The sequence below is a fragment of the Burkholderia stagnalis genome (assembly GCF_902830275.1).
GTDB lineage: Bacteria > Pseudomonadota > Gammaproteobacteria > Burkholderiales > Burkholderiaceae > Burkholderia > Burkholderia stagnalis.
This window is the reverse complement of sequence record NZ_CADESW010000009.1, coordinates 185877-211373: the sequence shown is the minus strand read 5'-3', so window position 1 is coordinate 211373 and position 25497 is coordinate 185877. Positions and strand designations below refer to the sequence as shown.

26 protein-coding genes and 1 pseudogene are annotated in these 25497 nt (G+C 71.6%); 20 read left to right on the top strand and 7 right to left on the bottom strand.

The window, feature by feature from the left end:
• The first annotated feature begins 81 nt into the window (after positions 1-81).
• Entirely contained in the window at positions 82-1152 is a 1071-nt protein-coding gene (locus HWY45_RS18115) for a porin (RefSeq protein WP_059885446.1), read from the top strand.
• Positions 1153-1196: 44 nt separating this feature from the next.
• Here the strand turns inward: HWY45_RS18115 and HWY45_RS18110 are convergent, their stop codons facing one another.
• Entirely contained in the window at positions 1197-2153 is a 957-nt protein-coding gene (locus HWY45_RS18110) for a LysR family transcriptional regulator (RefSeq protein ID WP_059566892.1), read from the bottom strand.
• A gap of 204 nt (positions 2154-2357) precedes the next feature.
• On the opposite strand from HWY45_RS18110, the gene HWY45_RS18105 reads away from it, so the two are divergent.
• Genes HWY45_RS18105 through HWY45_RS18095 form a run of 3 tightly spaced genes read left to right on the top strand, consistent with a single transcriptional unit; the run spans position 2358 to position 6031 of the window.
• A complete protein-coding gene (locus HWY45_RS18105; RefSeq protein ID WP_059885448.1) occupies positions 2358-3668 on the top strand; it encodes an MFS transporter in 1311 nt (436 codons plus the stop codon).
• A gap of 31 nt (positions 3669-3699) precedes the next feature.
• Positions 3700-4971 carry a Zn-dependent hydrolase gene (locus tag HWY45_RS18100; RefSeq protein ID WP_059885450.1) on the top strand — a complete coding sequence of 424 codons (1272 nt, stop codon included), beginning with the start codon at positions 3700-3702 and terminating at the stop codon, positions 4969-4971.
• A gap of 25 nt (positions 4972-4996) precedes the next feature.
• Positions 4997-6031: a histone deacetylase family protein gene (locus HWY45_RS18095; protein ID WP_059885452.1), complete on the top strand. Its 1035-nt coding sequence runs from the start codon at positions 4997-4999 to the stop codon at positions 6029-6031.
• A gap of 91 nt (positions 6032-6122) precedes the next feature.
• Here HWY45_RS18095 and HWY45_RS18090 read toward each other — a convergent pair whose 3' ends face one another.
• A complete protein-coding gene (locus HWY45_RS18090; RefSeq protein ID WP_059885454.1) occupies positions 6123-7328 on the bottom strand; it encodes an MFS transporter in 1206 nt (401 codons plus the stop codon).
• Positions 7329-8236: 908 nt separating this feature from the next.
• On the opposite strand from HWY45_RS18090, the gene HWY45_RS18085 reads away from it, so the two are divergent.
• Entirely contained in the window at positions 8237-8374 is a 138-nt protein-coding gene (locus HWY45_RS18085) for a hypothetical protein (protein ID WP_170304044.1), read from the top strand.
• Here the strand turns inward: HWY45_RS18085 and HWY45_RS18080 are convergent.
• Positions 8367-9266, bottom strand: a pseudogene (locus tag HWY45_RS18080) (LysR family transcriptional regulator). The gene HWY45_RS18085 and the pseudogene HWY45_RS18080 overlap by 8 nt on opposite strands.
• Before the next feature lie 156 nt (positions 9267-9422).
• On the opposite strand from HWY45_RS18080, the gene HWY45_RS18075 reads away from it, so the two are divergent.
• Positions 9423-10349: a pyridoxal-phosphate dependent enzyme gene (locus HWY45_RS18075; protein ID WP_059885456.1), complete on the top strand. Its 927-nt coding sequence runs from the start codon at positions 9423-9425 to the stop codon at positions 10347-10349.
• 24 nt (positions 10350-10373) lie between these two features.
• Here HWY45_RS18075 and HWY45_RS18070 read toward each other — a convergent pair whose 3' ends face one another.
• Both HWY45_RS18070 and HWY45_RS18065 read right to left on the bottom strand, forming a co-directional pair.
• Positions 10374-11726 (bottom strand): DUF2242 domain-containing protein, encoded by a 1353-nt coding sequence (locus HWY45_RS18070; RefSeq protein ID WP_081069923.1) that lies wholly within the window; start codon positions 11724-11726, stop codon positions 10374-10376.
• Positions 11727-11886: 160 nt separating this feature from the next.
• Positions 11887-12780: a LysR family transcriptional regulator gene (locus tag HWY45_RS18065; protein WP_059885458.1), complete on the bottom strand. Its 894-nt coding sequence runs from the start codon at positions 12778-12780 to the stop codon at positions 11887-11889.
• Between the two features lie 107 nt (positions 12781-12887).
• Between HWY45_RS18065 and HWY45_RS18060 the strand changes: the two genes are divergently transcribed.
• The 3 genes from HWY45_RS18060 to HWY45_RS18050 all read left to right on the top strand — a co-directional run bounded on the left by HWY45_RS18060 (position 12888) and on the right by HWY45_RS18050 (position 15063).
• The gene (locus HWY45_RS18060; protein ID WP_059885461.1) at positions 12888-13643 is read left to right on the top strand and encodes a TerC family protein; all 756 of its coding nucleotides are present in this window, start codon (positions 12888-12890) and stop codon (positions 13641-13643) included.
• 49 nt (positions 13644-13692) lie between these two features.
• Entirely contained in the window at positions 13693-13995 is a 303-nt protein-coding gene (locus tag HWY45_RS18055; protein ID WP_059885463.1) for a TFIIB-type zinc ribbon-containing protein, read from the top strand.
• 144 nt (positions 13996-14139) lie between these two features.
• Complete coding sequence (locus tag HWY45_RS18050; RefSeq protein WP_059885465.1) at positions 14140-15063, top strand: 3-hydroxyacyl-CoA dehydrogenase NAD-binding domain-containing protein; 924 nt, start codon at positions 14140-14142, stop codon at positions 15061-15063.
• A 22-nt stretch (positions 15064-15085) separates the two neighbouring features.
• On the opposite strand, the gene HWY45_RS18045 is transcribed toward HWY45_RS18050, so the two are convergent.
• The gene (locus tag HWY45_RS18045) at positions 15086-15355 is read right to left on the bottom strand and encodes a DUF4148 domain-containing protein (RefSeq protein ID WP_059885466.1); all 270 of its coding nucleotides are present in this window, start codon (positions 15353-15355) and stop codon (positions 15086-15088) included.
• A gap of 163 nt (positions 15356-15518) precedes the next feature.
• The gene (locus HWY45_RS18040) at positions 15519-16367 is read right to left on the bottom strand and encodes a LysR substrate-binding domain-containing protein (protein WP_059810990.1); all 849 of its coding nucleotides are present in this window, start codon (positions 16365-16367) and stop codon (positions 15519-15521) included.
• A gap of 251 nt (positions 16368-16618) precedes the next feature.
• Between HWY45_RS18040 and madL the strand changes: the two genes are divergently transcribed.
• The 11 genes from madL (at position 16619) to HWY45_RS17985 (ending at position 25494) form a co-directional block, all read left to right on the top strand.
• Positions 16619-17014 (top strand): malonate transporter subunit MadL, encoded by a 396-nt coding sequence (gene madL / locus HWY45_RS18035; RefSeq protein ID WP_017332744.1) that lies wholly within the window; start codon positions 16619-16621, stop codon positions 17012-17014.
• Between the two features lie 12 nt (positions 17015-17026).
• Complete coding sequence (madM, locus tag HWY45_RS18030; protein WP_059810991.1) at positions 17027-17794, top strand: malonate transporter subunit MadM; 768 nt, start codon at positions 17027-17029, stop codon at positions 17792-17794.
• 173 nt (positions 17795-17967) lie between these two features.
• Complete coding sequence (mdcA, locus tag HWY45_RS18025) at positions 17968-19614, top strand: malonate decarboxylase subunit alpha (protein WP_059885469.1); 1647 nt, start codon at positions 17968-17970, stop codon at positions 19612-19614.
• An 11-nt stretch (positions 19615-19625) separates the two neighbouring features.
• Positions 19626-19940, top strand: coding sequence for a malonate decarboxylase acyl carrier protein (gene mdcC / locus HWY45_RS18020; protein WP_059885471.1), 315 nt, complete (start codon positions 19626-19628; stop codon positions 19938-19940).
• Positions 19937-20938, top strand: a complete 1002-nt coding sequence (locus HWY45_RS18015) for a biotin-independent malonate decarboxylase subunit beta (protein ID WP_230946862.1) — start codon at positions 19937-19939, stop codon at positions 20936-20938. Before mdcC ends, HWY45_RS18015 begins: the two co-directional genes overlap by 4 nt.
• Positions 20925-21632 carry a biotin-independent malonate decarboxylase subunit gamma gene (gene mdcE / locus HWY45_RS18010; RefSeq protein WP_059810993.1) on the top strand — a complete coding sequence of 236 codons (708 nt, stop codon included), beginning with the start codon at positions 20925-20927 and terminating at the stop codon, positions 21630-21632. The genes HWY45_RS18015 and mdcE overlap by 14 nt, the downstream gene beginning before the upstream one ends.
• Positions 21619-22281 carry a malonate decarboxylase holo-[acyl-carrier-protein] synthase gene (mdcG, locus tag HWY45_RS18005; protein ID WP_059885661.1) on the top strand — a complete coding sequence of 221 codons (663 nt, stop codon included), beginning with the start codon at positions 21619-21621 and terminating at the stop codon, positions 22279-22281. The genes mdcE and mdcG overlap by 14 nt, the downstream gene beginning before the upstream one ends.
• Complete coding sequence (gene mdcB / locus HWY45_RS18000) at positions 22278-23147, top strand: triphosphoribosyl-dephospho-CoA synthase MdcB (RefSeq protein WP_059885473.1); 870 nt, start codon at positions 22278-22280, stop codon at positions 23145-23147. The genes mdcG and mdcB overlap by 4 nt, the downstream gene beginning before the upstream one ends.
• Positions 23144-24076 (top strand): malonate decarboxylase subunit epsilon, encoded by a 933-nt coding sequence (gene mdcH / locus HWY45_RS17995; protein WP_059885475.1) that lies wholly within the window; start codon positions 23144-23146, stop codon positions 24074-24076. The genes mdcB and mdcH overlap by 4 nt, the downstream gene beginning before the upstream one ends.
• Before the next feature lie 93 nt (positions 24077-24169).
• Positions 24170-24691, top strand: a complete 522-nt coding sequence (locus HWY45_RS17990; protein WP_059885477.1) for a phospholipase D-like domain-containing protein — start codon at positions 24170-24172, stop codon at positions 24689-24691.
• A 152-nt stretch (positions 24692-24843) separates the two neighbouring features.
• Positions 24844-25494, top strand: coding sequence for a phosphoribosyltransferase (locus tag HWY45_RS17985; RefSeq protein WP_175038331.1), 651 nt, complete (start codon positions 24844-24846; stop codon positions 25492-25494).
• Positions 25495-25497 lie beyond the last annotated feature (3 nt).

Sequence of the window (25497 nt, the reverse complement as noted above, 5' to 3'; positions counted from 1 at the left end):
CGGAACCTTCCCGATGACTGACCGCAGGACGGCACGCCGAACGCGTGCCGCGTCCTTGCACGTTTCTCGAAATAAATCAGTATGACTAACGTGAACAAGCGGCGCGGCGCCTTGCACCGCGCGACATCCGCACGCACCGGCCTGCACGCGGTGTGCGTGGCCGCATCGCTCGCCGGCGCCACGGCGGCGCGGGCCCAGGACGGCGTCACGCTGTACGGCGTGATCGACGAATTCGCGCAGTACGTGAATACCGGCAACGGCTACACGGCCGCGATCGGCTCGAGCGGCCAGTGGGGCAGCCGGTTCGGCGTGAAGGGGAGCGAGGACATCGGCGGCGGGCAGAAGATCGAGTTCGCGCTCGAAAACGGCTTCAAACCGAACGACGGCGCGTCCGCGAACGCCGGCAGCATGTTCAGCCGGCAGGCATGGGTCGGCATCGCGGGGGCATGGGGCAAGGTGCGCGCCGGCCGGCAGAATTCGCCGCTGTTTCTCGACCAGGGCGGGCAGGACGCGTTCGGCGGCGTCACGCAGGCGTCCGGCATGGACAACCTGACGCCGTTCGCGATCCGGACCAGCAACACGCTGTCGTACATGAGCCCCGAGTTCGCCGGGTTCCGGGCGGGCGTCTACGTCGGCTTCGGCGATGCGGGCGGCGCGCGCTCGGCGGGCTCGAGCCAGCAGTTCGACGTGACCTACACGCACGGGCCGTTCGCCGCGTTCGTCGCGGGCCAGTGGCTGAAGAACGCGGCCGCGACGACCACCGATCGCACCCTGATGGCCGGCGCGTCGTACGAGCTCGGCAAGGCGACGGTGTACGGCGGCTTTTCCGCGGTGAAATGGGACGATCTCGGCATCGATGCGCGCGTCTACGGGCTGTCGGTCAAGTACGCGTTGAGCCCGTCGAACTTTCTCGCGCTCGGCTACGCATACGCGCACGACCAGACCTCGCAGGGCAACCACGCGGACCAGGTCGGCCTGATGTACGAATACGATCTGTCGAAGCGCACCAGCTTCTACGGCGCGCTCTCGTACCTGCGCAACCGCAACCAGGCCGGCTACACGCTGGCCGGCGCGGCGAACCCGGGCCTGCCGCTCGCGTATCCGGGCGCGAATGCGCGCGGCGTGCAACTGGGCATCGTGCATCGCTTCTGACGGCGCCAAGGCGCCGGGCGCTGCGCCCGGCGCGCCCGAACGGGCTATTTGCCGAGCCGCTCCGCAAGCGAATAGCGCTGCATGCAGCGCTCCATCGCATCGAGAAACGCGTGCTCGGCCGCATTCATCTTCCTCTCGCGGTGCCACAGCAGGAACACGTCGACATCGACGAGCCCGTCGTCCGGCGGCAGGCGCCACAGCCGCTGCTGCGCGATGTCGTCGCGCACGATGTGCTCGGGCAGGCAGCCGATCCCGTAGCCGGCGAAGATCAGCCGCCGCACTTCGTCGAGGCTCGGCGACGACGCGACGATCCGTCCGGTGAAGCCTTTCTGGTCGCGAAACACGGTCAGCGGCGACAGGCTGTCGCCGATCTGGTCGCTCGTGAACGACACGAAGTTCTCCGCGAGCAGGTCGTCCATCCGCAGCTGGGTCTGCCCGAACAGCCGGTGATGGCGGCCGCAGTAGATCGCATAGCGCTGGCGCAGGAAGCAGCGCATCTCCAGCTTGTCGTGCGGCGTGCGGCACAGGCCGAGGCCGGCCGTCGCGGTCTTCTGCAGCAGCGACGACAGGATGTCGGACGAGCGCATCACCTCGATCTGCAGGTCGATGCGCGGATACGCACTATGAAAATCGGCGAGGAATTCGTCGTAGACCGGCGACTCGATGCGGCTCACCGTCAGCAGGCGGATCGAGCCGGTGAGGTCGGCGCTGCGGTCGTCGAGCTCGGTTTCGAGGCGCGAGATGCCGCCGTAGATGTCGCTCGCGATCCGGTAGACGGCCTCGCCCGCCGGGGTCGGCGCGAAGTGCGGGCCGCGGCGCTCGATCAGCCGGCGTTCGAGTGCTTCCTCGAGCCGGCGCAGCGCCTGGCTGACCGCCGGCTGCGTCACGTGCAGGCGCGCGGCCGCGCGGCTCACGCTGCGCTCCTGCATGATCACGAGGTAGGTGCGCAGCAGGTTCCAGTCGAGACGGTCGTTCAGGAACGGGGCGAGGTCGGCGCGCATCGGGTCTCCGGGCAAGGCAGCGATCGGAACATTAGCTGAATTTATACGGCGAATAATAACTTGAAATTTGACTAATGATTTGCGGTCGCCGATAAAGGAGGGGCGCCGCATCGTGCGGCGCAAGGCCGCGCGAGACGGCCGATCGTCACGACATTGCACGCCGGCGCCGGGCCGTCCGCGCCGCACCGTGCCTCAGGAGCCAGCATGACCCAGTCCCTTCCTACCGCCCGCCAGCCGGGCCGCGCCGCGACGGCCGCGTTCATCGGCACGATGATCGAGTGGTACGACTTCTACATCTACGCGACCGCCGCCGCGCTCGTGTTCGGCGAGCTGTACTTCCCGTCGCACGACCGTTTCGTCAGCACGATGGCGTCGTTCGCGACCTTCGCGGTCGGCTTCTTCGCGCGGCCGCTCGGCGGCGTGATCTTCGGCCACCTCGGCGACCGCATCGGCCGCAAGAAGGCGCTGATGACGACGCTGATGATGATGGGCGCGGCAACCGTCTGCGTCGGGCTGCTGCCCGACTACGCGCGGGTCGGCATGCTCGCGCCGGTGCTGCTCGTGCTGCTGCGCATCGTGCAGGGGATCGCGGTGGGCGGCGAGTGGGGCGGCGCGGTGCTGATGGCGGGCGAGCATGCGCCGCAGGGCCGCCGCACGTTCTTCGCGTCGTTCGCGCAGCTCGGCAGCCCGGCCGGGCTGATCCTGTCGCTGGTCGCGTTCCGCGCAGTCGCGTCGATGGACAAGGCCGACTTTCTCGCATGGGGCTGGCGCCTGCCGTTCCTCGCGAGTTCGGTGCTGCTGGTGGTCGGCATCCTGATCCGGCTCGGCGTGAACGAGTCGCCGGAATTCGCGCGCGTGAAGGAGGCGAACCGCACCGTGAAGCTGCCGGTGGCCGAGGTGCTGCGCTCCGCGTGGCCGCTCGTGCTGCTGTGCATCGGCGCGAACACGATCGGGATCGCGGGCGTGTATTTCACCAACACGTTCATGATCGCTTACACGACGCAGTACGTCGGCGTGTCGCGCACGCTGATCCTCGACAGCCTGTTCGCGGTCGCGATCATCCAGTTCGTCGCGCAGCCGATCGCCGCGTGGGTCGCGGAACGGATCGGCGGCGCGCGCTTCCTGAAGCGTGCGGCGCTGTTCGCGATGCTGTCGCCGTACCCGATGTTCGTGCTCGTGCAGGGCGGCACCGGCGTGTCGCTCGTGATCGGCATCGCGCTCGCGGTGGTGTGCATGGCGGGCTTCTATTCGGTGATCGCGGGCTTCGTCAGCGACGTGTTTCCCGCGCACGTCCGGTATTCGGCGATCTCGCTCGCGTACCAGGTGTGCGGCGCGATCGCGGGCGGCCTGACGCCGCTCGCCGGCACCTGGCTCGCGCATCGCTTCGCGGGCCAGTGGTGGCCGCTCGCGGTGTTCTACACCGGTCTCGCGGGCATCTCGCTGCTCTCCATCGTCGCGCTCGACGCACGGCGCGAAGCGCGCGGCGCGGCCGCCGAAGCGCTCGGCTCGCGTTGACGTCAATCGAACGAACTTATCCGGAGTCCAGATGAAACAGTTATTGGAAATCGATGGCGCGCGCCTGTGGCAAAGCCTTGCCGACATGGCCCGCATCGGCGCGACGCCGCGCGGCGGCGTGCGCCGTCTCGCGCTCACCGACGACGACCGCCGCGGCCGCGACCGGTTCGCGCAATGGTGCCGCGACGCGGGCCTGACGGTGAGCGTCGACGAGATCGGCAACCTGTTCGCGCGGCGCGACGGCTCGGACGCGCACGCGGCGCCCGTGCTGATCGGCAGCCATCTCGACACGCAGCCGGAGGGCGGCCGCTTCGACGGCGTGTACGGTGTGCTCGCCGCGCTCGAACTCGTGCGCACGCTGAACGACGCGGGCATCGTGACGGCGAAGCCGATCGAGATTGTGTCGTGGACCAACGAGGAAGGCGCGCGCTTTGCGCCGGCGATGCTCGGCTCGGCCGTGTTCACCGGCGCGCTGCCGCTCGCGGATGCGCTCGCGAAGCAGGATGCCGACGGCGTGACGCTCGGCGACGCGCTGGCCGCATGCGGCTATCGCGGCGCGCGCCGCATGGGCGGCGCGGTCGACGCCTATTTCGAGGCGCACATCGAACAGGGGCCCGTGCTGGAGGCGAACGGCACGACGATCGGCGTCGTCACCGGCGGGCAGGCGATCCGCTGGCTCGACGTGACGGTCGCGGGCGTGGCCGCGCATGCGGGCACGACGCCGATGCCGTACCGCAAGGACGCGTTGTTCGCGAGCGCGCAGATCGCGCTCGAACTGGAACGCATCGTCGCGGGCTACGCGCCGCGCGGGCTCGCGACGATCGGGCAGCTCGGCATCCGCAACGCGTCGCGCAACACGATCGCGGGCGACGTGACCTTCACGGTCGACCTGCGCCATCACGACGACGGCGAGGTCGATGCAATGGAGCGCGACCTGCGCGACGCGTGCGCGCGCGTGGCCGCCGCGCGCGGCGTGCGGGTCGCGGTCGACGCCTGCTGGCGCAGCCCGGCGACGCCGTTCAATGCCGATTGCGTCGACCATGTCGCGCAGGCGGCCGCCGCGTTCGGCTACACGCACGAACGGATCGTCAGCGGCGCGGGCCACGACGCGATCGTGCTCGCGCGCCATTGCCCGACGGCGATGGTGTTCATCCCGTGCGTCGACGGCCTGTCGCACAACGAAGCCGAGGACGCGCTGCCCGACGACGTGACGCGCGGCGCCAACGTGCTGCTCCACGCGGTACTCGCGCGCGCGGGCGTCGCGGCGACGGCCGATGCGGCGCCGACCGCGCACGATGCATGACGCAAAGAACGACCGAGGACGACCGATGAAAACCTACTTCCACCCCGAACAACTGCTGCATCATCCGCGCACCTACCTGTCGCGCGGCCGGATGCGCGCGCCGCAGGAAGTGCCCGAGCGCGCGGCGCGGCTCGTCGCGGCGGTGCGCGCGCTGGACTTCGACGTGCGCGAGCCGGCCGACTTCGGCACCGCGCCGCTGGCGGCCGTGCACGACATGAACTACCTGTGCTTTCTCGAGGACGCGCACCGCGACTGGAAGCAGATGCCCGACGACTGGGGCGACGAGGTGATGTCGAACATCTACGTGCGCGAGCCGAACCCGCTGCGCGGCGTGCTCGCGAAGGCCGCGCGCTATCTCGCCGACGGCAGCTGCCCGGTCGGCGCGCAGACGTGGCGGGCCGCGTACTGGTCGGCGCAGAGCGCGCTGGCGGCGGCCGCCGCCGTCAACGACGGCGAGCGCGACGCCTACGCGCTGTGCCGCCCGCCCGGCCATCACGCGCGGCGCGACGCGGCGGGCGGCTTCTGCTACCTGAACAACGCGGCGATCGCCGCGCAGGCGCTGCGCGGCCGCCATCGCCGGGTGGCGATCCTCGACACCGACATGCATCACGGCCAGGGCGTGCAGGAGATCTTCTACGGCCGCGACGACGTGCTGTACGTGTCGATCCACGGCGATCCGACCAACTTCTATCCGGTCGTCGCGGGCTACGAGGAGGAAACCGGCACGGGCGCGGGCGACGGCTTCAACCTGAACCTGCCGATGCCGCACGGCGCGCCGGAATCGGCGTTCTTCGCGCGGCTCGACGACGCGCTGCGCGCACTCGCTCGGTATCAGCCCGATGCGCTTGTGCTCGCGCTCGGCTTCGACATCTACCAGCACGATCCGCAATCGCAGGTCGCGGTGACGACCGACGGGTTCCGGCGGCTCGGCGACGCGCTCGGCGCGCTCGGGCTGCCGACGGTGATCGTGCAGGAGGGCGGCTATCACCTCGAGAGTCTCGACGCGAATGCGCGCGCGTTCTTCGGCGGCTTCGGCGGCGCGCGCGGAGCGGGGCGGTAAACGAACGACGGGCCGCCCCGTGAGGCGGCCCGCGATCGGCACGAGCGGGTTGGCGTCCTGCCGGGTCGAAGCCGGGCGCCGCATTACACGATCACACGTTCACCGCAGCCGGCGCGCGGCGGCGCTGCACGAGCTGGAACACGACCAGCGCGAGCCCGGCCGCCGCGATCAGCGCGCCGGCCACCGGCACCGCCGCGTAGCTGAAGCCGGCCGAGATCGCCGCGCCGCCGGCCGCCGCGCCGAGCGCATTGCCGAGGTTGAACGCGCCGACGTTGACCGACGACGCGAGCCCCGGCGCATCGGACGCGGCGCGCATCACGCGCATCTGCAGCGGCGGCACCACCGCGAACGTCGCGACACCCCATACGAGCAGCGCGATGGCCGCGCCCGCATGCGTCGCGGCGAGCGCCGGGAACGCGAGCATCACGGCGATCAGCAACAGCAGGAAGCCGATCAGGCTGCCGTCGAGCGAGCGGTCGGCGAGACGGCCGCCCGCGACGTTGCCGATCGAGAATCCGATGCCGATCAGCACCAGCATCGCGGTCACGAAGCCCGGCGTCGCGCCGGTCAGGTGCGCGAGGGTCGGCGCGACGTACGTATAGAGCGTGAACATCGCGCCGGCGCCGAGCACGGTCGTCGCGAGCGCGCCGAGCACGACCGGGCGCGTCAGCACCGCGAGCTCGGCCCGCAGGTTCGGCATGCGGCCCGCGTCGCCCTTCGGCAGCGCGGCGAACAGGCCCGCGATCGCGATCAGGCCGAGGCCCGCGGTCGCCGCGAACGACATCCGCCAGCCGATCGCCTGACCGAGCCAGGTCGCCGCCGGCACGCCGCCGACGTTGGCGATCGTGAGGCCCATGAACATCGTCGCGACCGCGCTCGCCTGGCGTTCGCGCGGCACGAGGCTCGCCGCGACCACCGAGCCGAGCCCGAAGAACGCGCCATGGTTGAGGCTCGTGACGAGCCGCGCGAGCAGCAGCGTCGTGTAGTTCGGCGCGATTGCCGACAGCAGGTTGCCCAGCGTGAAGATCGCCATCAGCGCGATCAGCGCCGCGCGGCGCGGCCAGCGCGCGAGCAGCAGCGTCATCAGCGGCGCGCCGGCCATCACGCCGATCGCGTACGCGCTGATCAGCATGCCGGCGGTGGGGATCGACACGCGGAGGCCGTCGGCGATCACGGGCAGCAGGCCCATCGGCGAGAACTCGGTGGTGCCGATGCCGAACGCGCCGGCGGCGAGCGCGAGCAGCGGCAGCGCGGCGCCGCCGTTCGGGCGTGAGGTGGGGGAGGTCGGAGGGTTCAAGAGTCGGGTCCTGGTGCGGCTGACGGTTGATGGCAGGACGGAGTGTGCCGGGCTTGTTGTTGCCGAAAAAGCGGCCCAGGGGCGAAATAATCTTGATTCGAAATCAACAATCGATGCCGCGCGCGACGGACGCCCGGCCCGGCGCCGCGCATAAAAAAGCCTCGATCACGGGTGGACCGTGAGCGAGGCGCGAAGGCATCCTCTCATAGGCACGAGGAATGGATGCGACCGCAGTATATTTGGAGTTGTAACAATTTTAAATAGTGTTAAACGTTTGTATTTCGAGGAAAATTTCAAATTCCTGACGATTTCGCGAGGAGTCGTCATAAAAACGCAAAATTTCGCGCGGGCGCAGCAGGGGTTTTCGTGAGCGGATTCACCGGCACGCGTTTCAATCTTGAAACATTCGGCGCCACAGGGCGAACCGGGAACAGGCGGTCTTTCTGTCAGGAAAATGTCGGAACCGGCGATCGCGCGTGCCGTTCCGCCTGCATGCATGAATGCCGCGCACATGTCCGATGGCGCGCCGTGCCGCCCCCGGTGCTTGTCGGGCCGCCTGTTTCATCCGGGAAACGGATCGCGTGCGCCGCCGGCGCCGCGCGCTGCGCGCGGCCGCGCCGTTGCGTGCGGGGCGCGGCCGCCGTGCCGATGGCATGGAACCTGCATGCCATTAAGCGAAATGAAAAAATGTAGCGCAACGCAAACACAGTGCGAGGAGGCATACGGGGATACCGGTCGACGAACCGGTAGATGCACACGAGGCGCCGTCGGGACGGCAGTCCGCCCGGAAGAAGGCGGATGCCGGTCGGCGGCAGGCGAGCAGGCATCGCGGATTTCCAGCATTCGGGGCAGATTCGGCGGCGGCGCGATCGCGGGCAATGCGCCGCCCGGCCGATGGGAGAACGGCAATGAGGGAGTTCGTGGTCGCAGCGCTGTGGATTGGCCCCCTGTCGGTGCTGCTTTACCTGTCGGATGTCGACGTCCGGCATGTCGTCTCGGAGATTCCGGACCTGCTGCGCAGTCTGGTGGCGATGTTCTTCAGCTGACGCCCGCCGCGCGCAGCGCCGCGAGGAATTGCCGCACGACCGGCGACGGCGCGTGGCCGTCGTACACGAACTCGACGTCGAAGCGGCCGGCGAGCGCGTCGAGCGCGACCAGCCGCACCGTGCGCGGGCACGACGCCGACGCGCTTTCCGGCACGAATGCGCAGCCCATACCGGCCGCGACGAGCCCGATCAACGTCGGGATGTCGCTGCCGACCTGCGCGATGCGCGGCGTGAAGCCGGCTTGCCGGCACTGGTCGATCACGAAGCGATGATGCGCGGCGGAGCGCTGCGGGTCGAACCAGACGAACGGCATGTCCGCAAGGTCGGCCAGCGCGCGCGGCGCGTCGATGGGGCTGCCCGGCTCGGCCGGCATCGCGAGCACGAACCGGTCGCTCAGCAGCCGCACCCCCGCGAGCTGCGGCGCCTCGTCCCGGCGCTACGCCATGATGCCGCCGTCGAGTTCGCCGCGCGCGATCGCGCCCGCCTGGTCGGCCGACAGCATCGGCGCGATCGACAGCTTCACCTGCGGGCAGGCGTCGCGGAACGCCTTCAGCACGTTCGACACCACCGGCAGCGGCAGATAGTTCGGCAGCACGCCGAGCCGCAGCTCGCCGAGCTCGCCGGCCGCGCTGCGCAGCGCGCGCTCGCGGCTGTCGCGCAGGTCGGCGAGCAGGCGCGTCGCATCGCGCAGGAAGCTCGCGCCGGCGGCCGTGAGCGCGACGCCGGTCGCGCGGCGGATCAGCAGCGGGGTGCCGATCGCCTCCTCGAGTTCGCGGATCTGGCGGGACAGCGCGGGCTGCACGATCCCGACCGCGCGGGCGCCCGCCATCACGCTGCCGGCTTCGGCGACCGCCACGAAGTAGCGGAGATGGCGCAATTCGACTTGTCGCATGCGATTTCCCGTCCGGTGGTTGGATATGCCTGATGAGCATAGCAAACTACATTCGATGGTATTGGGAGGCATGGCTGGCGTGACGTACGATGGGCGGCGTCGTCTCCTCTGTGCGCGCGCCGCGCGGTCTTCTTCCGCTTCATCGAGTCTCGTTCCATGCCGCTCCATATCCCGACCCCGTATCTCCGTTCGCAGGCCGCGTCCCGCCGCCTCGGCAAGGATGTCCTGCTGAAGCTCGAAGCCTTGCAGCCGTCCGGTTCGTTCAAGCTGCGCGGCGTCGGCGCCGTCTGCGAGGCGCAGCGCGCGGCCGGCGCGCGCCGCTTCGTGTCGTCGTCGGGCGGCAACGCGGGCATCGCGGTCGCGTATGCGGGCCGCGAGCTCGGCGTGCCGGTGCGCGTCGTGGTGCCGGAAAGCGCGTCCGCGCGGGCCCGCGAGCTGATCCGTCTCGAAGGCGCGGAGCTGGTCGTGCACGGTGCGTCCTGGGCAGAGGCCCATGCGTTCGCGCAGGCCGGGATCGGCCCGCACGACGCGTTCGTGCATCCGTTCGACGATCCGGTGCTGTGGCAGGGCCACGCGACGATGATCGACGAGATGGCGGCGGCCGGCCCGAAGCCCGATGCGGTGGTGGTTGCGGTGGGCGGCGGCGGGCTGCTGTGCGGGGTGCTCGAAGGGCTCGCGCGCAACGGCTGGCGCGACGTGCCGGTGGTCGCGGTGGAAACCGACGGCGCGGATTCCTATGCGCGCTCGGTCGCGCAGGGGCGGCCCGTCGAATTGGCGGAGATCACCAGTATCGCGACGTCGCTCGGCGCGAAGCGGCCGTGCGACGCGGCGCTCGAATGGGCGAAGCGGTACCGGATCGACACGGTCGTCGTGTCCGATGCGGCGGCGGTGGCCGCATCGCTGCGGTTCGTCGATGAGCAGCGGATCGTCGTGGAACCGGCTTGCGGGGCCGCACTGGCCGCGCTCGATGCGCCGGTGCTGGCGCCCGCGCTGGCCGCCGCGTCACGCATCGCGGTGATCGTCTGCGGCGGGGTGACGGCGACCGTCGACACGCTGCACGCGCTGGCCGGCCGGACGCGGTAACGCGGGCCGCCGGCCGAGCGGCGCTCAGCCTGCGCGGCGCGGGCCCGACGGTGCGGGGGCGGCAGCCTCGATGGTCGTGATGGCGGCGGGTGCCGGCGCCTTGTCGGCCGGCGTGGTCGACACCGGCGCGGCGGTCGGCGTGCGAGCGGGTGCGGAAGCGGGCGTCGGGGCGGCGGCGGGCGGCGCCGATGCGGTATGCGGTGCGGCGGCCGGTGCGGTCGCCGATGCCGGGGCCGGTGCGGAGGTCGGCGCAGTCGCTGATGTCGAGGCCGGCGCAGTAGTCGCCCGTGTCGAGGCCGGTGCGGAGGCCGGCGTAGTCACCGATGTCGAGGCCGGTGCGGAGGTCGGTGCAGTCACCGATGTCGAGGCCGATGCGGATGCCGGCGCAGTCGCCGATGTCGAGGTCGATGCGGAGGTCGGCGCAGTCGCCGATGTCGAGGCCGGCGCGGATGCGGGCGCAGCAGCCGATGCGGAGACGGCAGCGGATGCCGGTGCGGTGGCCGACACGGACGCGGCAGCGGATGCAGTAACCGGAGCCGACGCGGAGACGGCCGGCGTAGACGCCGCAACAGGCGCGGACGCCGTCACGGCCACGGAAGCCGCCGGCGCAACCGCGGCCCGCGCGGCGGGCACCGTCACCGCAGGCGCGGCCGAACCCGGCGGCACCGCCGTGCCCGAAGCCGGCGCCACGGCGGAGGCCGGCACCGGCGGCGCGGCCGGCGTCGGCACGACCGGCGTCGTCATCTTGATCGGCTCGCCCTGCGGCGTCGGCGCGGGCTCCGGCAGCGGCGCGACGGGCTCCTTCTCGGCAGCCTTGACGGTCGCGCGGTCGCGGCGGGCCGGGTCGACCTTCAGGAAATGGTCGACGAGGTTGAAATAGCGCTCGTAGAACACCCCGGCCGGAATCGTCTCGCTCGCGGTCTTCACGAGCGCGTCGTCGCTCGAGCCGATCGGCAGCGACAGCGAGCCGAACACGCTGAGGCCGACGCTTGCCGACGTGTTCGACTTCTTCAGCGTGTAGCGGTCCTGCACCGCGTTCACGTACGCGATGCTCGACGTGCCGTCCGCGTTCGCGTCCGCGCACACGACGTGGAATTCGATCACCACGTGCATGTCGTTGCTCGGCTGGAAATTCTTGCTGCCGTCGACCGAATCGGCGCGGGGCGACACCGCGACGTAGCCCTGGCTCAGCAGCGCGCGGCGCGCCGCTTCGCAGGTCGCGTCGGATTTCGCGTGGAACGCGCGGGAGTACGGGCTGGTGGTCGCGTCGAACTGCTCCTGCTGGTAGATCGGCTTCGGCGGCGACGAGCACGCCGCCAGCACGGCCGCGGCCGCGAGCGCGCACGAAACGGGGAACAGGCGAATTCGGTTGTGCATGGCTCTTTCAAAAGGCGCGGCCCAGTGCCGCGCCGGGCTGCGCGCGCATCGCGCGAAGGTCGGATGGACGCCGCCGCGCACGGGCGCGGCCGGCGGAAGGCGCGAGGCAAACTCGCAGGGCCGGGGCGCTATTATAGTTTCGTTTGCCGGCGCGCTCGTGTTACGTGCGTGACGCATCGCGCGCCACCGCCAGCAATTGCGCGGTCAGCGGATGATGTTCGCCGCGCCGCGAACGGATCGCGTGGATCTCCTCGGTCACGTCGCCGGCGCGCCCGAGCCGCCGCAACCCCCTCAGCATCGACGCATCGTTCGCCCCCAGTTCGCTCAACGGAAACACGCCGAGGCCGCGCGCCGCGAACACCGCCATCAGCGCGCTGTCCTCGAATTCGCCGACGATGCGCGGCGTGACGCGCGCCGTCTCCAGCCAGCGGTCGAGGCGCTCGCGCAGCGCGGAATGGGCAGTCGGCAGCAGCAGCGGCAGCTCGGCGAGGCACTGCGGATAGCGCTGGCGCGCGGCCGGCGTGACGAGCGCGGCGGGCCCGTACCAGTCGACCGGCGACGCGACGAGCCGCTCGCTCGTCACGCGCAGGTTCGCGTTGGGCGGCGCGGCCTGGCCCGCGAGCACCAGGTCGAGATGATGCAGCGCGAGTTCCGCGAGCAGCGCGTCGTGCTCGCCCTCGTGGCACAGCAGGCGCAGCGCGGGCGTGTCGAGCACCGGCGCGAGGATCGCGTGCGCGGCCAGCTTCGAGATGCCGTCCGACAGGCCGACCGCGAGCCGCACCGTCGGCCGGCTCGCGGCGGCGCGCACCTCGTCGGGAATTCGCCGGCCGAGCTCGAAGATCGCCTCGGCGCGCGCGAACGCGGCCTGGCCGGCGTCGGTCAGCGCGACGCCGCGCCCCGCCGGCCCGAGCAGCTGGTGGCCGAGCGCCTTCTCCAGCTCGCGCACCTGCGCGCTGATGGTCTGCACCGCCATGTCGAGCCGCTCGGCCGCGCGAGCGAAGCCGCCTTCCTTCACGACGACCCAGAAGTAATACAGATGTCGAAAATTCAGCATCGGAGCCTGACTTCGGAAAAACCGAATCAAAGATAAGATTGTCGCTGATTTTTTCGAAGCCAGCGGGCGGCGATAATCGGGCTTTCCACTTTCGTTTCCCGAACCCCATGGACTACCTGCTGACGCTTGCCGCCGATCCCGCCGTCTGGGCGGCGCTCCTGACGCTCGTCGTGATGGAAGTCGTGCTCGGCATCGACAACCTGATCTTCATCTCGATCCTCAGCAACAAGCTGCCGGAAGCGCAGCGCGCCCGCACGCAGCGGCTCGGCATCGGCCTCGCGCTCGTGATGCGGCTCGCGCTGCTCGGCACCGTCGCGTGGATCGCGCGCCTGACCGAGTCGGTGTTCACGCTGTTCGAGCACGCGTTCTCGTGGCGCGACATGATCCTGCTCGCGGGCGGCCTGTTCCTGGTCTGGAAGGCGACCACCGAAATGCATCACCACGTGTCGCACGACGGTGGCGACGCCGGCGCGTCGGGCGGCGCGGGCGGCCTGACGATGTGGGCGGCGGTCGGCCAGATCCTGATGCTCGACATCGTGTTCTCGATCGACAGCATCGTCACCGCGATCGGCATGACCGAGCACATCCCGATCATGTTCGTCGCCGTGATCGTCGCCGTGACCGTGATGATGTTCGCCGCGCAGCCGCTCGCGCGCTTCATCGACCGCAACCCGACGATCGTGATGCTCGCGCTCGCGTTCCTCGTCGTGATCGGCATGACGCTGATCGCGGAAGGCTTCGGCTCGCACGTGCCGAAGGGCTATATCTACGCGGCGATGGCGTTCTCGGCGTTCGTCGAGGGCATGAACATGCTGGCGCGGCGCGCGAAGGCGAAGCGCGCGGCGCAGGCGTCCGGCCACTGAGCGCGGCCCCGCGTCGCGATTTCCTCCGTCAATCTCAAGGAGCTTCACGATGAAATGCCCGGTCTGCAAGACACCCGACCTGTTGCTCGCCGAGCGCCAGTCGATCGAGATCGACTACTGCCCCGAATGCCGCGGGGTGTGGCTCGATCGCGGCGAGCTGGACAAGCTGATCGCGCGCGGCGCCGACGACGCATCCGGGCGCCGCCCCGACGCACCCGCGTACCGTGATGCACCGGTACAGCGCGGCCACGACGACGCGTGGGGCCGCGCGCGCGTGCCGCGCGACGACGATCGCCGCCACGAGCCGTATCGCCGCAAGAAATCGGTGTTCGACATCTTCGACTTCGATTGAGCGCGCCGGCCCCGAAGCCGTGAAATCATGAAAACGCCCCGTCGGGCTGCGTACCCGGCGGGGCGCGTCGCATTGGCGCGCCCGGCGCGCGCGCCGCTGATTCGATGCGACAATCGCCGCGACATCAACGGAGACCCAACCGGTATGGACACGGACATCAGACGCATCGCCATCGTCGGCGCCGGCGTGATCGGCGCGAGCTGGGCGGCTTTCTATCTGTCGAAAGGCTTCGACGTGGTCGCGACCGACCCGGCGCCGGACGCCGAAACGCGGCTGCGCGACGCGCTCGGCGCCTTCCTCGGCGGCGAGGCCGACGCGCTGACGCAGCGGCTCGCGTTCGACGCCGATCTCGCCCGCGCGCTCGACGGCGTCGATTTCGTGCAGGAGAACGGCCCCGAGCGGCTCGACCTGAAGCGCGCGCTGTATCGCCGGATGGACGACGTGCTGCCGGCGCGCGTGCCGATCGCGTCGAGCTCGTCGGGCCTCAAGATGTCCGAGATCCAGACGGCCTGCGCGCATCACCCGGAGCGCTGCCTGATCGCGCATCCGTTCAACCCGCCGCACCTGATCCCGCTCGTCGAGCTGGTCGGCGGCGCGGCCACCGGCCAGGACGTGATCGCCCGCGTGAAGGCCTTCTACGACGCGCTCGGCAAGGAGACGATCGTTCTCAACAAGGAGATGGCCGGCCACGTCGCGAACCGGCTCGCGGCGGCGCTGTTCCGCGAGGTGTACCACCTCGTCGGCGAGGGCGTCGTCAGCGTTGCCGACGCGGACAAGGCGGTCGCGTGGGGCCCCGGGCTGCGCTGGGCGCTGATGGGACAGTGCCTGACCTATCACCTCGGCGGCGGCGCGGGCGGGATCGCGCACTTCCTCGAACATCTGTCCGGCCCGATGACGAGCTGGTGGGACGACCTCGGCACGCCGTCGTTCGACGCAGACGTCGACCGCAAGCTGATCGACGAACTCCGCGCGATCCAGGGCGAGCGCTCGATGCAGGAACTCGCCGCCGAGCGCGACCGGCTGCTCGTCGAGTTGATCGACGCGCGGCGGCGCAGCTTCCTGCCCTGAGCGGCGGCAGCGCGCGCGGCGCCTATTGCTGCGACGCCGGCTGCTGCGCCTGCATCGCCCACGCGGGCCGCACCGCGTCGAGCAGCTCGCGGTTGCGCGCGCGGGTGGCGTCGCTCGGCGGGTAGTCGGCGTCGCTGGTCGGCAGGTCGCCTTCCAGGTAGGCCTGCTTCAGTTCGGCGAGGACTTCCGCGCGGGTCTTGCCCGGCGCGGGCGGCGTCGCATCGGTCTGCGCGAAGGCGGGGGACAGCAGCACGGCGGCGGCGGCCGCGACGGCGAATCGCATGACGTTCATGGTGGGCTCCGAAAGCGTGAACAGGGGAACGGCAGCGCGGCGTCGTGCCGTGCCAGCCGATGGGGCCCATTGTCGCGATCGGGTGCTGCGCGGACGCTGACGCGATCCGGGCAGGATTGTCAGACGCAGCCGACGGGGCCGGAGCGGGCGGCCCGAATGCGGGCTACAGCTCGGCCGCCGCGGTGATCAGCGTCGCCTCGAGCGCGAGCGTCGAACGCGACGCGGCGGCGGGGCGGTCGATCACGTATTCGAGCTCGCCGAGCTCCGGCAGCCCCGCGTCGAGCCGCGCGAGCCCGGCCGGGATCACATAGCCCGCGAACGCGCTGATGCCGAGCCCTGCGCTCGCGGCCGCGCGCAGCACGGCGACGCTGCTGCTCACCACCGCGATCCGGTACGGCCGCCCGGCGGCCTCGAGCGCTTCGAGCACGCGGCGGCGCGACACGCTCGGCTCCGGATGCAGCGCGAGCGGCAGCACGGACTCATGGCCGGTGATGCGGGAATCGGGGCCGGTGCACCAGTACAGCGGCTCGCTGCGGATCACGCGGCCGCGCCGGCTGCCGGCGATCCGCTTCGCGAACACGAGGTCGTGCCGGCCTTCGTCGAGCGCGTCGAACAGGTCGCCGGACAGCCCGGTCGCGATCGCGAGCTCGACGTCGGGGTTGCGCTGCACGAAGCTCGCGAGCGCGGCGGTCAGGTGCGCCGACGCGAAATCCTCCGACATCGCGAGCCGCACCTTGCCCGACAGCGGCGGCCCGCATACCGACGTGACGGCCTCGTCCATCAGCTCGAGGATGCGCACCGCGTAGCGGAACAGCGCGTCGCCGTGCGGCGACAGGCGCACGTTGCGGGTGTCGCGCTCGAACAGCGGCCGGTCGAGCAGCTCTTCGAGGCGGCGGATGTGCTGGCTGACGGTGGACTGCGACAGGTTCACGCGCTCCGACGCGGCGGTGAAGCTGCCGGACTGGGCGACGGCGACGAAGCTGCGCAGCAGCTCGGGCGGTAACGGACGCATTGCTAAACCCACTGAATCGGTTTCGACAACTTCATAAATGGCCGGATATTGCGGCGCTAGTATCGGATCACGCCCCGGTGCGGCGCGCGACACGAAGCGCGCCGCATCGCGCCGGCGGCTGCTTCGGGCAGTCTACGGCATCCGGGCGCGCGCCCGAAACCGCATCATCCCATCGACCGCCCGAGAACGCGCCCGCACGACGAGCCGCCGGGGCCGCGGCACACCGCCGCGGGAGACACTGGAGACGACTCATGATCATCTACGGAACCGCGCTGCTCGCGTTCTGCCATCTGGCCGGGCTGTTTCTCGGCGACCTGCTGGGCGCCGCGATCGGCGTGAAGACCAATGTCGGCGGCGTCGGCATCGCGATGCTGCTGCTGATCTGCCTGCGCCTTTACCTGCACCGCCGCGGCTGGCTGCCGAAGGAGACCGAGGCGGGCGTCGGCTTCTGGGGCGCGATGTACATCCCGGTGGTCGTCGCGATGGCCGCGAACCAGAACGTCGTCGCCGCGCTGAAGGGCGGGCCGGTCGCGCTGCTCGCCGCGGTCGGCGCGGCCGTGCTGTGCGCCGGCTGCATCGCGGTGCTCGCGCGCACCGGCCGCGACGACACGGCGTTCGCCGTCGTTCCCCAGTTCGAACAACAGTGACGGGAGGCGGCCATGCTGCAGATGCTCGAAAAAACCGTCGCCCATAACGGGCTCGTCGCGTCGTTCGCGCTGGTCGGCCTGATCATGTGGCTGTCGTCGATCGCGTCGCGCAAGCTGACGTTCGGCCGCGTGCACGGATCGGCGATCGCGATCCTGATCGGCCTCGCGCTCGCCTACGTCGGCGGCGCGTTCACCGGCGGCCAGAAGGGGATCGCCGACGTGCCGCTGTTCGCCGGCGTCGGCCTGATGGGCGGCGCGATGCTGCGCGATTTCGCGATCGTCGCGACCGCGTTCGAAGTGCAGCCGACCGAGGCGCGCAAGGCCGGTCTGGTCGGCGTGCTGTCGCTGCTGCTCGGCACCGTGCTGCCGTTCATCGTCGGCGCGAGCGTCGCGCGCGCGTTCGGCTATACCGACGCGGTCAGCATGACGACGATCGGCGCGGGCGCGGTCACGTACATCGTCGGGCCCGTCACGGGCGCCGCGATCGGCGCGAGCTCGGACGTGATCGCGCTCAGCATCGCGACGGGGCTCGTGAAGGCGATCATCGTAATGGTCGGCACGCCGCTCGCGGCCAATTTCATGGGGCTGAAGACGCCGCGCTCCGCGATGATCTTCGGCGGCCTCGCGGGCACCGTGAGCGGCGTGAGCGCGGGCCTTGCCGCGACCGATCGCCGGCTCGTGCCGTACGGCGCGCTGGTCGCCACGTTCCACACGGGCGTCGGCTGCCTGCTCGGGCCGTCGCTGCTGTTCTTCGCGACGCGCGCGCTGGTCGGCGCATAGGGCCTGTTCCCGCTGATAACGGCCAGCCCCTGCAATTGGCGGGAACAGGCCTTATGCCGCATCCATCGCGCGGGCCGCTGAGTCGCATTGGACATCGTCATCAATCGCCGGCGGCGGCCGGCTTAGAATGCCGCTGAACCGAATCACGAGCATGCTTGGCAGGAGATAACGCTATGACGGGATGGAATCACGCGCGACGCGCGCGCGATGCACGCCTCGCGGCCGGCGCGCCGTTCGCGCAAGGCAAGCGGGTCGACGCGCGCGACGCCGTGGCATTGCTGGAAGCCGTGCTGCGGCCCGGCGACCGGGTCTGCCTCGAGGGCGACAACCAGAAGCAGGCGGACCTGCTCGCGGTGGCGCTCGCCGACGTCGACCACACGAAGGTGCACGACCTGCACATGGTGCAATCGGGCGTCGTGCTGCCCGAGCACCTCGACGTGTTCGAGCGCGGCATCGCGAAGCGCCTCGACTTCGCGTATTCGGGCCCGCAGTCGCAGCGCATCGCGAAGCTGCTGTTCGGCGGCAAGATCGCGCTCGGCGCGGTGCATACCTATCTCGAGCTGTTCGCGCGCTACTTCATCGACCTCACGCCGCAGGTCGCGCTGATCGCCGCCGTCAGCGCCGACGCCGACGGCAACCTGTACACGGGCCCGAACACCGAGGACACGCCGACCGTCGTCGAGGCCACCGCGTTCAAGGACGGCATCGTGATCGCGCAGGTCGACCGCATCGTCGACAAGGTGCCGCGCGTCGACATCCCGGGCGACCGCGTGCATTTCGTCGTCGAGGCGGGGCGGCCGTTCTACGTCGAGCCGCTGTTCACGCGCGATCCGGCCGCGATCACCGAAACGCAGATCCTGACGGCGATGCTCGCGATCAAGGGCCTCTACCAGCCGTACGGGATCAAGCGCCTCAATCACGGGATCGGCTTCAACACCGCGGCGATCGAGCTGCTGCTGCCGACCTACGGCGAGAAGCTCGGCCTGAAGGGCCAGGTCTGCACGCACTGGGCGCTCAATCCGCACCCGACGCTGATTCCCGCGATCGAATCGGGCTGGGTCGAACAGATCCACTGCTTCGGCTCGGAGGTCGGGATGGACGACTACATCCGCGCGCGCTCCGACGTGTGGTTCACGGGCCCCGACGGCTCGCTGCGCTCGAACCGCGCGTTCTGCCAGACGGCCGGCCTCTACGCGTGCGACATGTTCATCGGCTCGACGCTGCAGATCGACCTGTCCGGCCATTCGTCGACGGTGACGGCCGAGCGGATCGCCGGCTTCGGCGGCGCGCCGAACATGGGCAGCGACGCGCGCGGCCGGCGCCATCCGAGCGAGCCGTGGCTGAAGGCCGGCGAGGAGGCCGACCCCGACACGCCGGCGGCGCTGCGGCGCGGCCGCAAGCTGGTCGTGCAGATCGGCGAGACGTTCGGCGACAAGAACGTGCCGATGTTCGTCGAGAAGCTCGACGCGCTGAAGCTCGCCGACAAGCTGCAGCTCGATCTCGCGCCGATCATGGTGTACGGCGACGACGTCACGCACATCGTCACCGAGGAAGGCATCGCGAACCTGCTGCTGTGCCGCGACAAGGACGAGCGCGAGCACGCGATCCGCGGCGTCGCGGGCTATACGGAAGTCGGCCGCGGCCGCGACCGGAAGATGGTCGAGCGGCTGCGCGCGCGCGGCGTGATCCGGCGCCCGGAGGATCTCGGCATCGATCCGCTCGACGCCGACCGCCGCTGGCTCGCCGCGCGCTCGATCAAGGATCTCGTGCACTGGTCGGGCGGGCTGTACGCGCCGCCGGCGCGGTTCCGCAACTGGTAAGGAACACGGCAATGGAACAGTTGAGCTATCGCTTCACCGCGCGTGCGCGCGCGAAGGGCGAGCTGGCCACGGCGCTCGTCGGCGTGGTCGCGTCCGGCAATCTCGAGGTGCTGGTCGAACGGGTGCTGCCGGGCAATGCGTGCGAGATCGACATCCGCACCGCGGCGGTCGGCTTCGGCGAAGTCTGGCAGGCGGTGGTGGCCGATTTCGTCGAGCGGCGCGCGCCGGGCGGCCTGAAGCTGTCGATCAACGACGGCGGCGCGCGGCCCGACATGGTGTCGCTGCGGCTCGCGCAGGCGGTGCGCGCGATCGAGGGGGAGGCATGATGAACGACCCCCGCGCTCACATTCGTTCGCTGCCCGCTGAGGGAGCGGCCCGGCGGGAGGCGGCGACGGAAGCGACCCACGACGCCCCCGCGTTCGTCGCGAACGCGTCGAGCTGGTACGAGGCGTCCGCGCGGCAGCGCATCGACGGCCTGCTCGACGCGGGCAGCTTCGCCGAATTCCTCGGCCCGGCCGAGCGCGTGACGAGCCCGCACCTGCCGCTGTTCGACCTGCCGCAGCAGTTCGACGACGGGATGGTCGTCGGGCGCGGCCGGCTCGACGGCAAGCCGGTGCTGGTCGCCGCGCAGGAGGGCCGCTTCATGGGCGGCGCGTTCGGCGAGGTGCATGGCGCGAAGCTCACGGGCCTGCTGCGCGCCGCGCGCGAGCTCGGCACGGTGCCGGTGCTGATCCTGTTCGACACGGGCGGCGTGCGGCTGCAGGAAGCGAACGCGGGCGAGCTGGCGGTCGCCGAGATCATGCGTGCGCTCGTCGACGCGCGCGCGGCCGGCGTGCCGGTGATCGGCCTGATCGGCGGGCGCGCGGGCTGCTACGGCGGCGGCGGGCTGCTCGCCGCGTGCTGCTCGGCGCTCGCGGTGTCGGAGCAGGGCCGCATCAGCGTGTCCGGGCCCGAGGTGATCGAGACCAATCGCGGCGTCGAGGAATTCGACGCGAAGGACCGCGCGCTGATCTGGCGCACGATGGGCGGCAAGCACCGGCGGCTGATCGGCGGCGCGGACCGCTACGTTGCGGATACGCCGGACGCATTCCGTGCGGCGGCGCTCGATCTGATCGCCCGCGCGCCGGCGTTCGACGCGGCGATGCTGCGCGCTGAGCAGGCGCGGCTCGAAGCGCGCATCGACCGGTTCGGCGCGTGCGCGGACGCGCTCGACGTGTGGCGCGCGCTTGGCGCGGCCGAGCCCGCCGCGATTCCCGGCATGCCCGACGACGCATTCGCCGCGCTGGCCGACCAACTCCAGGAGCCGCCGCATGACGCTCGATGACGTTTTAGCCTCGCTGTTTCCCCAAGGTCATGCAATCGTCCGCGACGGTGGCCTGCTGTCCGGCCAGGCCGAACTGGCCGGCACGCGCATCGACGTGATCGGCGTCGCCGACCGGCTGCCGTTCGGCATCGACGAGGCGCTGCGGCTCGCGTCGCACGTGCTCGCCACGCTCGAACGCGGCGGCGCGACGCCGATCCTCGTGCTGGTCGACAGCGACAGCCAGCGGATGAGCAAGCGCGACGAACTGCTCGGCCTGAACGAGGGCCTGTCGCATCTCGCGAAGTGCCTGATGCAGGCCGACCTCGCCGGCCACCGGACGATCGGCCTGCTGTACGGGCACACGGCGGCCGGCGCATTCATCGCGACCGCGCTCGCGACCCGCGCGCTGCTCGCGGTGCCGGGCGCCGAGCCGGAAGTGATGGACCTGCCGTCGATGGCGCGCGTGACGAAGCTGCCGCTCGACGTGCTGAAGGAGAAGGCGCGCTCGACGCCGGTGTTCGCGCCGGGGCTCGACAACCTCGTGAAGATGGGCGCCGTCGATGCGGTGCTCGATCCGGCCCGCGGGCTCGACGCGCAGGTGGCCGAATGGCTCGACAAGCCGGCCGACCGCGTCGACCGGCGCGCGGCGCGCGGCCGTCCGGTCGCGGCCGACGTCGCGCAGCGCGTGTATGAACTCGCGCGTGCCGCGCACTGACGCGCCGCTGCGGCGCCACGCGCTCGTCACGCTGACGGCGGCGGGGTGGGCGGCGCTGCTCGCGCGCGACGCCGCGCTCGCCGGCGATGCGCGGGTGCGCGCGTGGGCGGCGCGCGGCTGGCCGCTCGTGGTGCGCCGCGCGCTGCCGGACGAAGCCGGCGTGCCGCTCGGCATGCCGCTGCCGCCGTCGGCGGGCAAGCGGCGCGTGGCGATTTGCGTCGACGCCGATGCGCTCGCGGCGGTGGCCTTGCCGCCCGCGTTCGCCGATGTGCTCGACGCCGCGCCCGCTGGATGGCGCCCGACGCTGCGCGCGCTGGATGCGCTCGGCGCACGCTGCGGCGTGCAGGGCCGCGTGTTCGGCAGCCTCGCATGGCAGGCGCTGACGGGCGAACGCTATGTGACCGGCACGTCGGATCTCGACGTGCTGTTTCCGCTGCCGGATGCCGCGCAGGCCGCGACGCTGCTCGACGGCCTCACGGCGCTCGACGCGGCCGCGCCGATGCGCATCGACGGCGAGCTGTTGCGCGACGACGGCGCGGGCGTCAACTGGCGCGAGCTGCACGCCGGGCTGACCGAGGTCGCGATCAAGACGGCAGGCGGCGTCGCGCTCGGCGCGGCGGCCGAATTCATCGCCGGAGTCGCGCAATGAGCGCGCTGGCGATCCTGCACGCGCCGCCGGCCGCACCATCGCGCGCCGAGCGCATCGGGGCGCTCGCCGAGCGCAGCCTGCTGCTCGAGATCGGCACCTATCCGAAGCCCGGGCTCGTCAGCCAGGTCGATACGGGCAGCCATGCGGACATGGACGCGTCGACGTTCGCACGCAGCGCGGCGGTGCTGGCGCCGTATTTCGCGGAGCTGGCCGATGCGGGCGCGCGCGACGCGGAGATGGCCGCGCTGCGCAAGATCGGCCTGCGCGCCGAGCACGCGATGCTCGCCGCGACGGGCGGCGTGAACACCCATCGCGGCGCGATCTTCGGGCTCGGGCTGCTGTGCGCGGCCGCGGGCCGGCGCGGCATGCCGGGCGCGGCGCCGGGCCTGTCGCTCGGCACGGTCGTCGCGCGCCGCTGGGGCGCCGACATACTCGGCGGGCCACGGCTGCCCGACAGCCACGGCGAGCGCGCGAGCCGCCGCTACGGCGTCGGCGGCGCGCGCGGCGAGGCGGCCGGCGGCTTCGTCACGGTGTACCGCGTCGGGCTGCCGGCGCTGCGCCGCGCGGCGCGCGACGTGCCGGGCGATCCGGAGGCCGCGCGCGTCGATGCGTGCTTCGCGCTGATCGCCGCGCTCGACGATACGAACCTGCTGCACCGGGGCGGGCAGGCCGGCCTCGACTTCGCGCGGGCGAGCGCCCGTGCGTTCGTCGCGCGCGGCGGCGTGCGCGTGCCCGGCTGGCGCAACCGCGCGGCGGCCGTGCATCGCGCGTTCGTCGCGCGGCGGCTGAGCCCGGGCGGCGCGGCCGACCTGCTCGCGATGAGCGTGTTCGTCGACGCGCTGGAACCCGCCGAGGCCTGGGGATGACGCTCGCGATCCTGTGTTCCGGGCAGGGCGGCCAGCGCGCCGACATGTTCGACCTGACCGGCGCCGCGCCGCAGGCCGATGCGTTGTTCGCGCACGCGGGGCGGCTGCTCGGCGAGGATCCGCGCAGCTGGGTGCGCCGGGCCGCGCCGGACGCGCTGCGCGAGAACCGCGCGGCGCAGATCCTGTGCACGCTGCAGGCGCTCGCCGCCGCCGCGCTGCTCGACGCGGCCTGGCCGCGCCGGCGCTGCGTCGCGGGCTACAGCGTCGGCGAGATCGCGTCGTGGAGCGTCGCGGGCCTGCTCGATCCGGGCGATGCGCTCGACCTGGCCGATGCGCGCGCCCGCGCGATGGACGCGGCGAGCGGCGGCGGCGAGCGGATGGCGTTCGTGCGCGGCCTGTCGCGCGATCATCTTGCGCGGCTGTGCGCGGCGCATGGCGCGGCGATCGCGATCGCGAACCCCGGCGACGCGTACGTGATCGCCGGCCGGCGCGACGATGTCGAGGCCGCCGCCGAGGAGGCAGCGCGCGACGGCGCGCTGCGCGTCGCGCCGGTCTGCGTGCGGATCGCATCGCATACGCCGCGGCTCGCGGCGGCGGTGCCGGCGTTTCGCGCGTCGCTGGCCGCGGTGCGCGTGCGGCGGCCGCTGCCGGGCGTGCGGCTGTTCGCGGGGATCGACGGCGGGTCGGTGCTCGACGCGGCCGACGGGCTCGACAGGCTCGCGCGCCAGATCGCCGAGCCGGTCGAATGGGCGGCGTGCCTCGCCGGCTGTGTGGAGGCCGGCGCGACGGCCTTTCTCGAACTCGGCCCCGGCCGCGCGCTCGCCGAGATGGCGGCCGGCGCGTACCCGGCGCTGCCCGCGCGCAGCCTTGCCGACTTCCGCTCGATCGATGGCGTGACGGGCTGGCTCGCGCGCGTCGCGGCGAGCTGACCGGGCCCGTTTCGGCAGGCCGCCGGCGTGCCGTGTTGCGTCGGCGCAGCAGCCTTGAAACGTACGCTTGCCACGCGAATTGGCGTCGCTACAATGGCGCCCGCCATGAGACCTGCCGCCTTCCTGTTCGCCGCGCTGTGCTGCGCGGCAAGCGCCCACGCCACCCCGATTCCGTCCGACGCCGCGTCGGTCGGCACGTACTTTTCGTATGACAACGCAGCGGCCGACACGACCGTCGACCTGATCCGGCAGGCGGGCCGCCGCGTGCTGCTGGCCGGGTACACGCACGTGCCGCCGGCGGTGGCCGCCGCGCTGCGCGACGCGCGCTCGCGCGGCGTCGAGGTGCGGGTCGTGCTGGCGCGCCCGGCGCGCGCCGGCAAGTACAGCGGCGCGGGCTACCTGAAGGAAGCGGGCATCGACGTCGCGATCGACACGCGGCAGGGCGCCGGCGCGTCGCGCTTCGTGATCGTCGATGACGACGTCGCGCTGACGACGCTCGCCGACGGCGCACCGGCGCACGCCGAGACGGTGAACGTGTTCCAGCGCGCGCCGGAACTCGCGCAATCCTATGCGCAGTCGTTCTGGCGGCTGTATCGGCAGGCAAGCGGGCTCTGACGCCTCCCCGAATCATGCGCGCCGGCCGTGCGCGCGCCCCGTTTACCGCGCTTGAATTGGCGCAACGCATGCACCATGCTCATTGACGTAACGCCGGCGTGATCGCGGCGCCTGCGCGACCGGGCGCCGGCGAACGGAAGGGGCGGATCGTGATGGATCGTTTCGTCGATCGCGCGGACGCGGGCCGCCAGCTCGCCGATGCGCTGCAGGCGTACGCGGGGCGCACCGACGTCGTGGTGCTGGCGCTGCCGCGCGGCGGCGTGCCGGTGGGCTATCCGGTCGCCCGCGCGCTCGGCGCGCCGCTCGACGTGCTGGTGGTGCGCAAGCTCGGCGTGCCGTACGACCCCGAACTCGCGATGGGCGCGATCGCGACCGGCGGCGCGATCTACCTGCAGCGCTCGGTGATCCAGTCGATGGGCGTGTCGGACGCGCAGCTCGCCGACGTGATCGCGCGCGAAACCGTCGAGTTGCAGCGCCGCGAGGCGCTGTATCGCGGCGCGTGGCCGGCGGCGCCGGTCGAAGGGCGCATCGCGATCGTCGTCGATGACGGCATCGCGACCGGCGCATCGATGCGCGTCGCGCTGCTCGCGCTGCGCGAGCGCCGCCCGGCCCGCGTGGTGGCGGCGGCGCCGGTCGCGCCGGCCGGCGTGCAGCGCAAGTTCGACGACCTGGCCGACGCATTCGTCGCGGTGTCGCATCCGCTGTCGTTCTTCGGGATCAGCCAGTTCTACGCGCATTTCGAGCAGACGAGCGACGACGAGGTGCGCGCGCTGCTCGACGCGGCGCGCGGCGCGCCGGCGTGACGC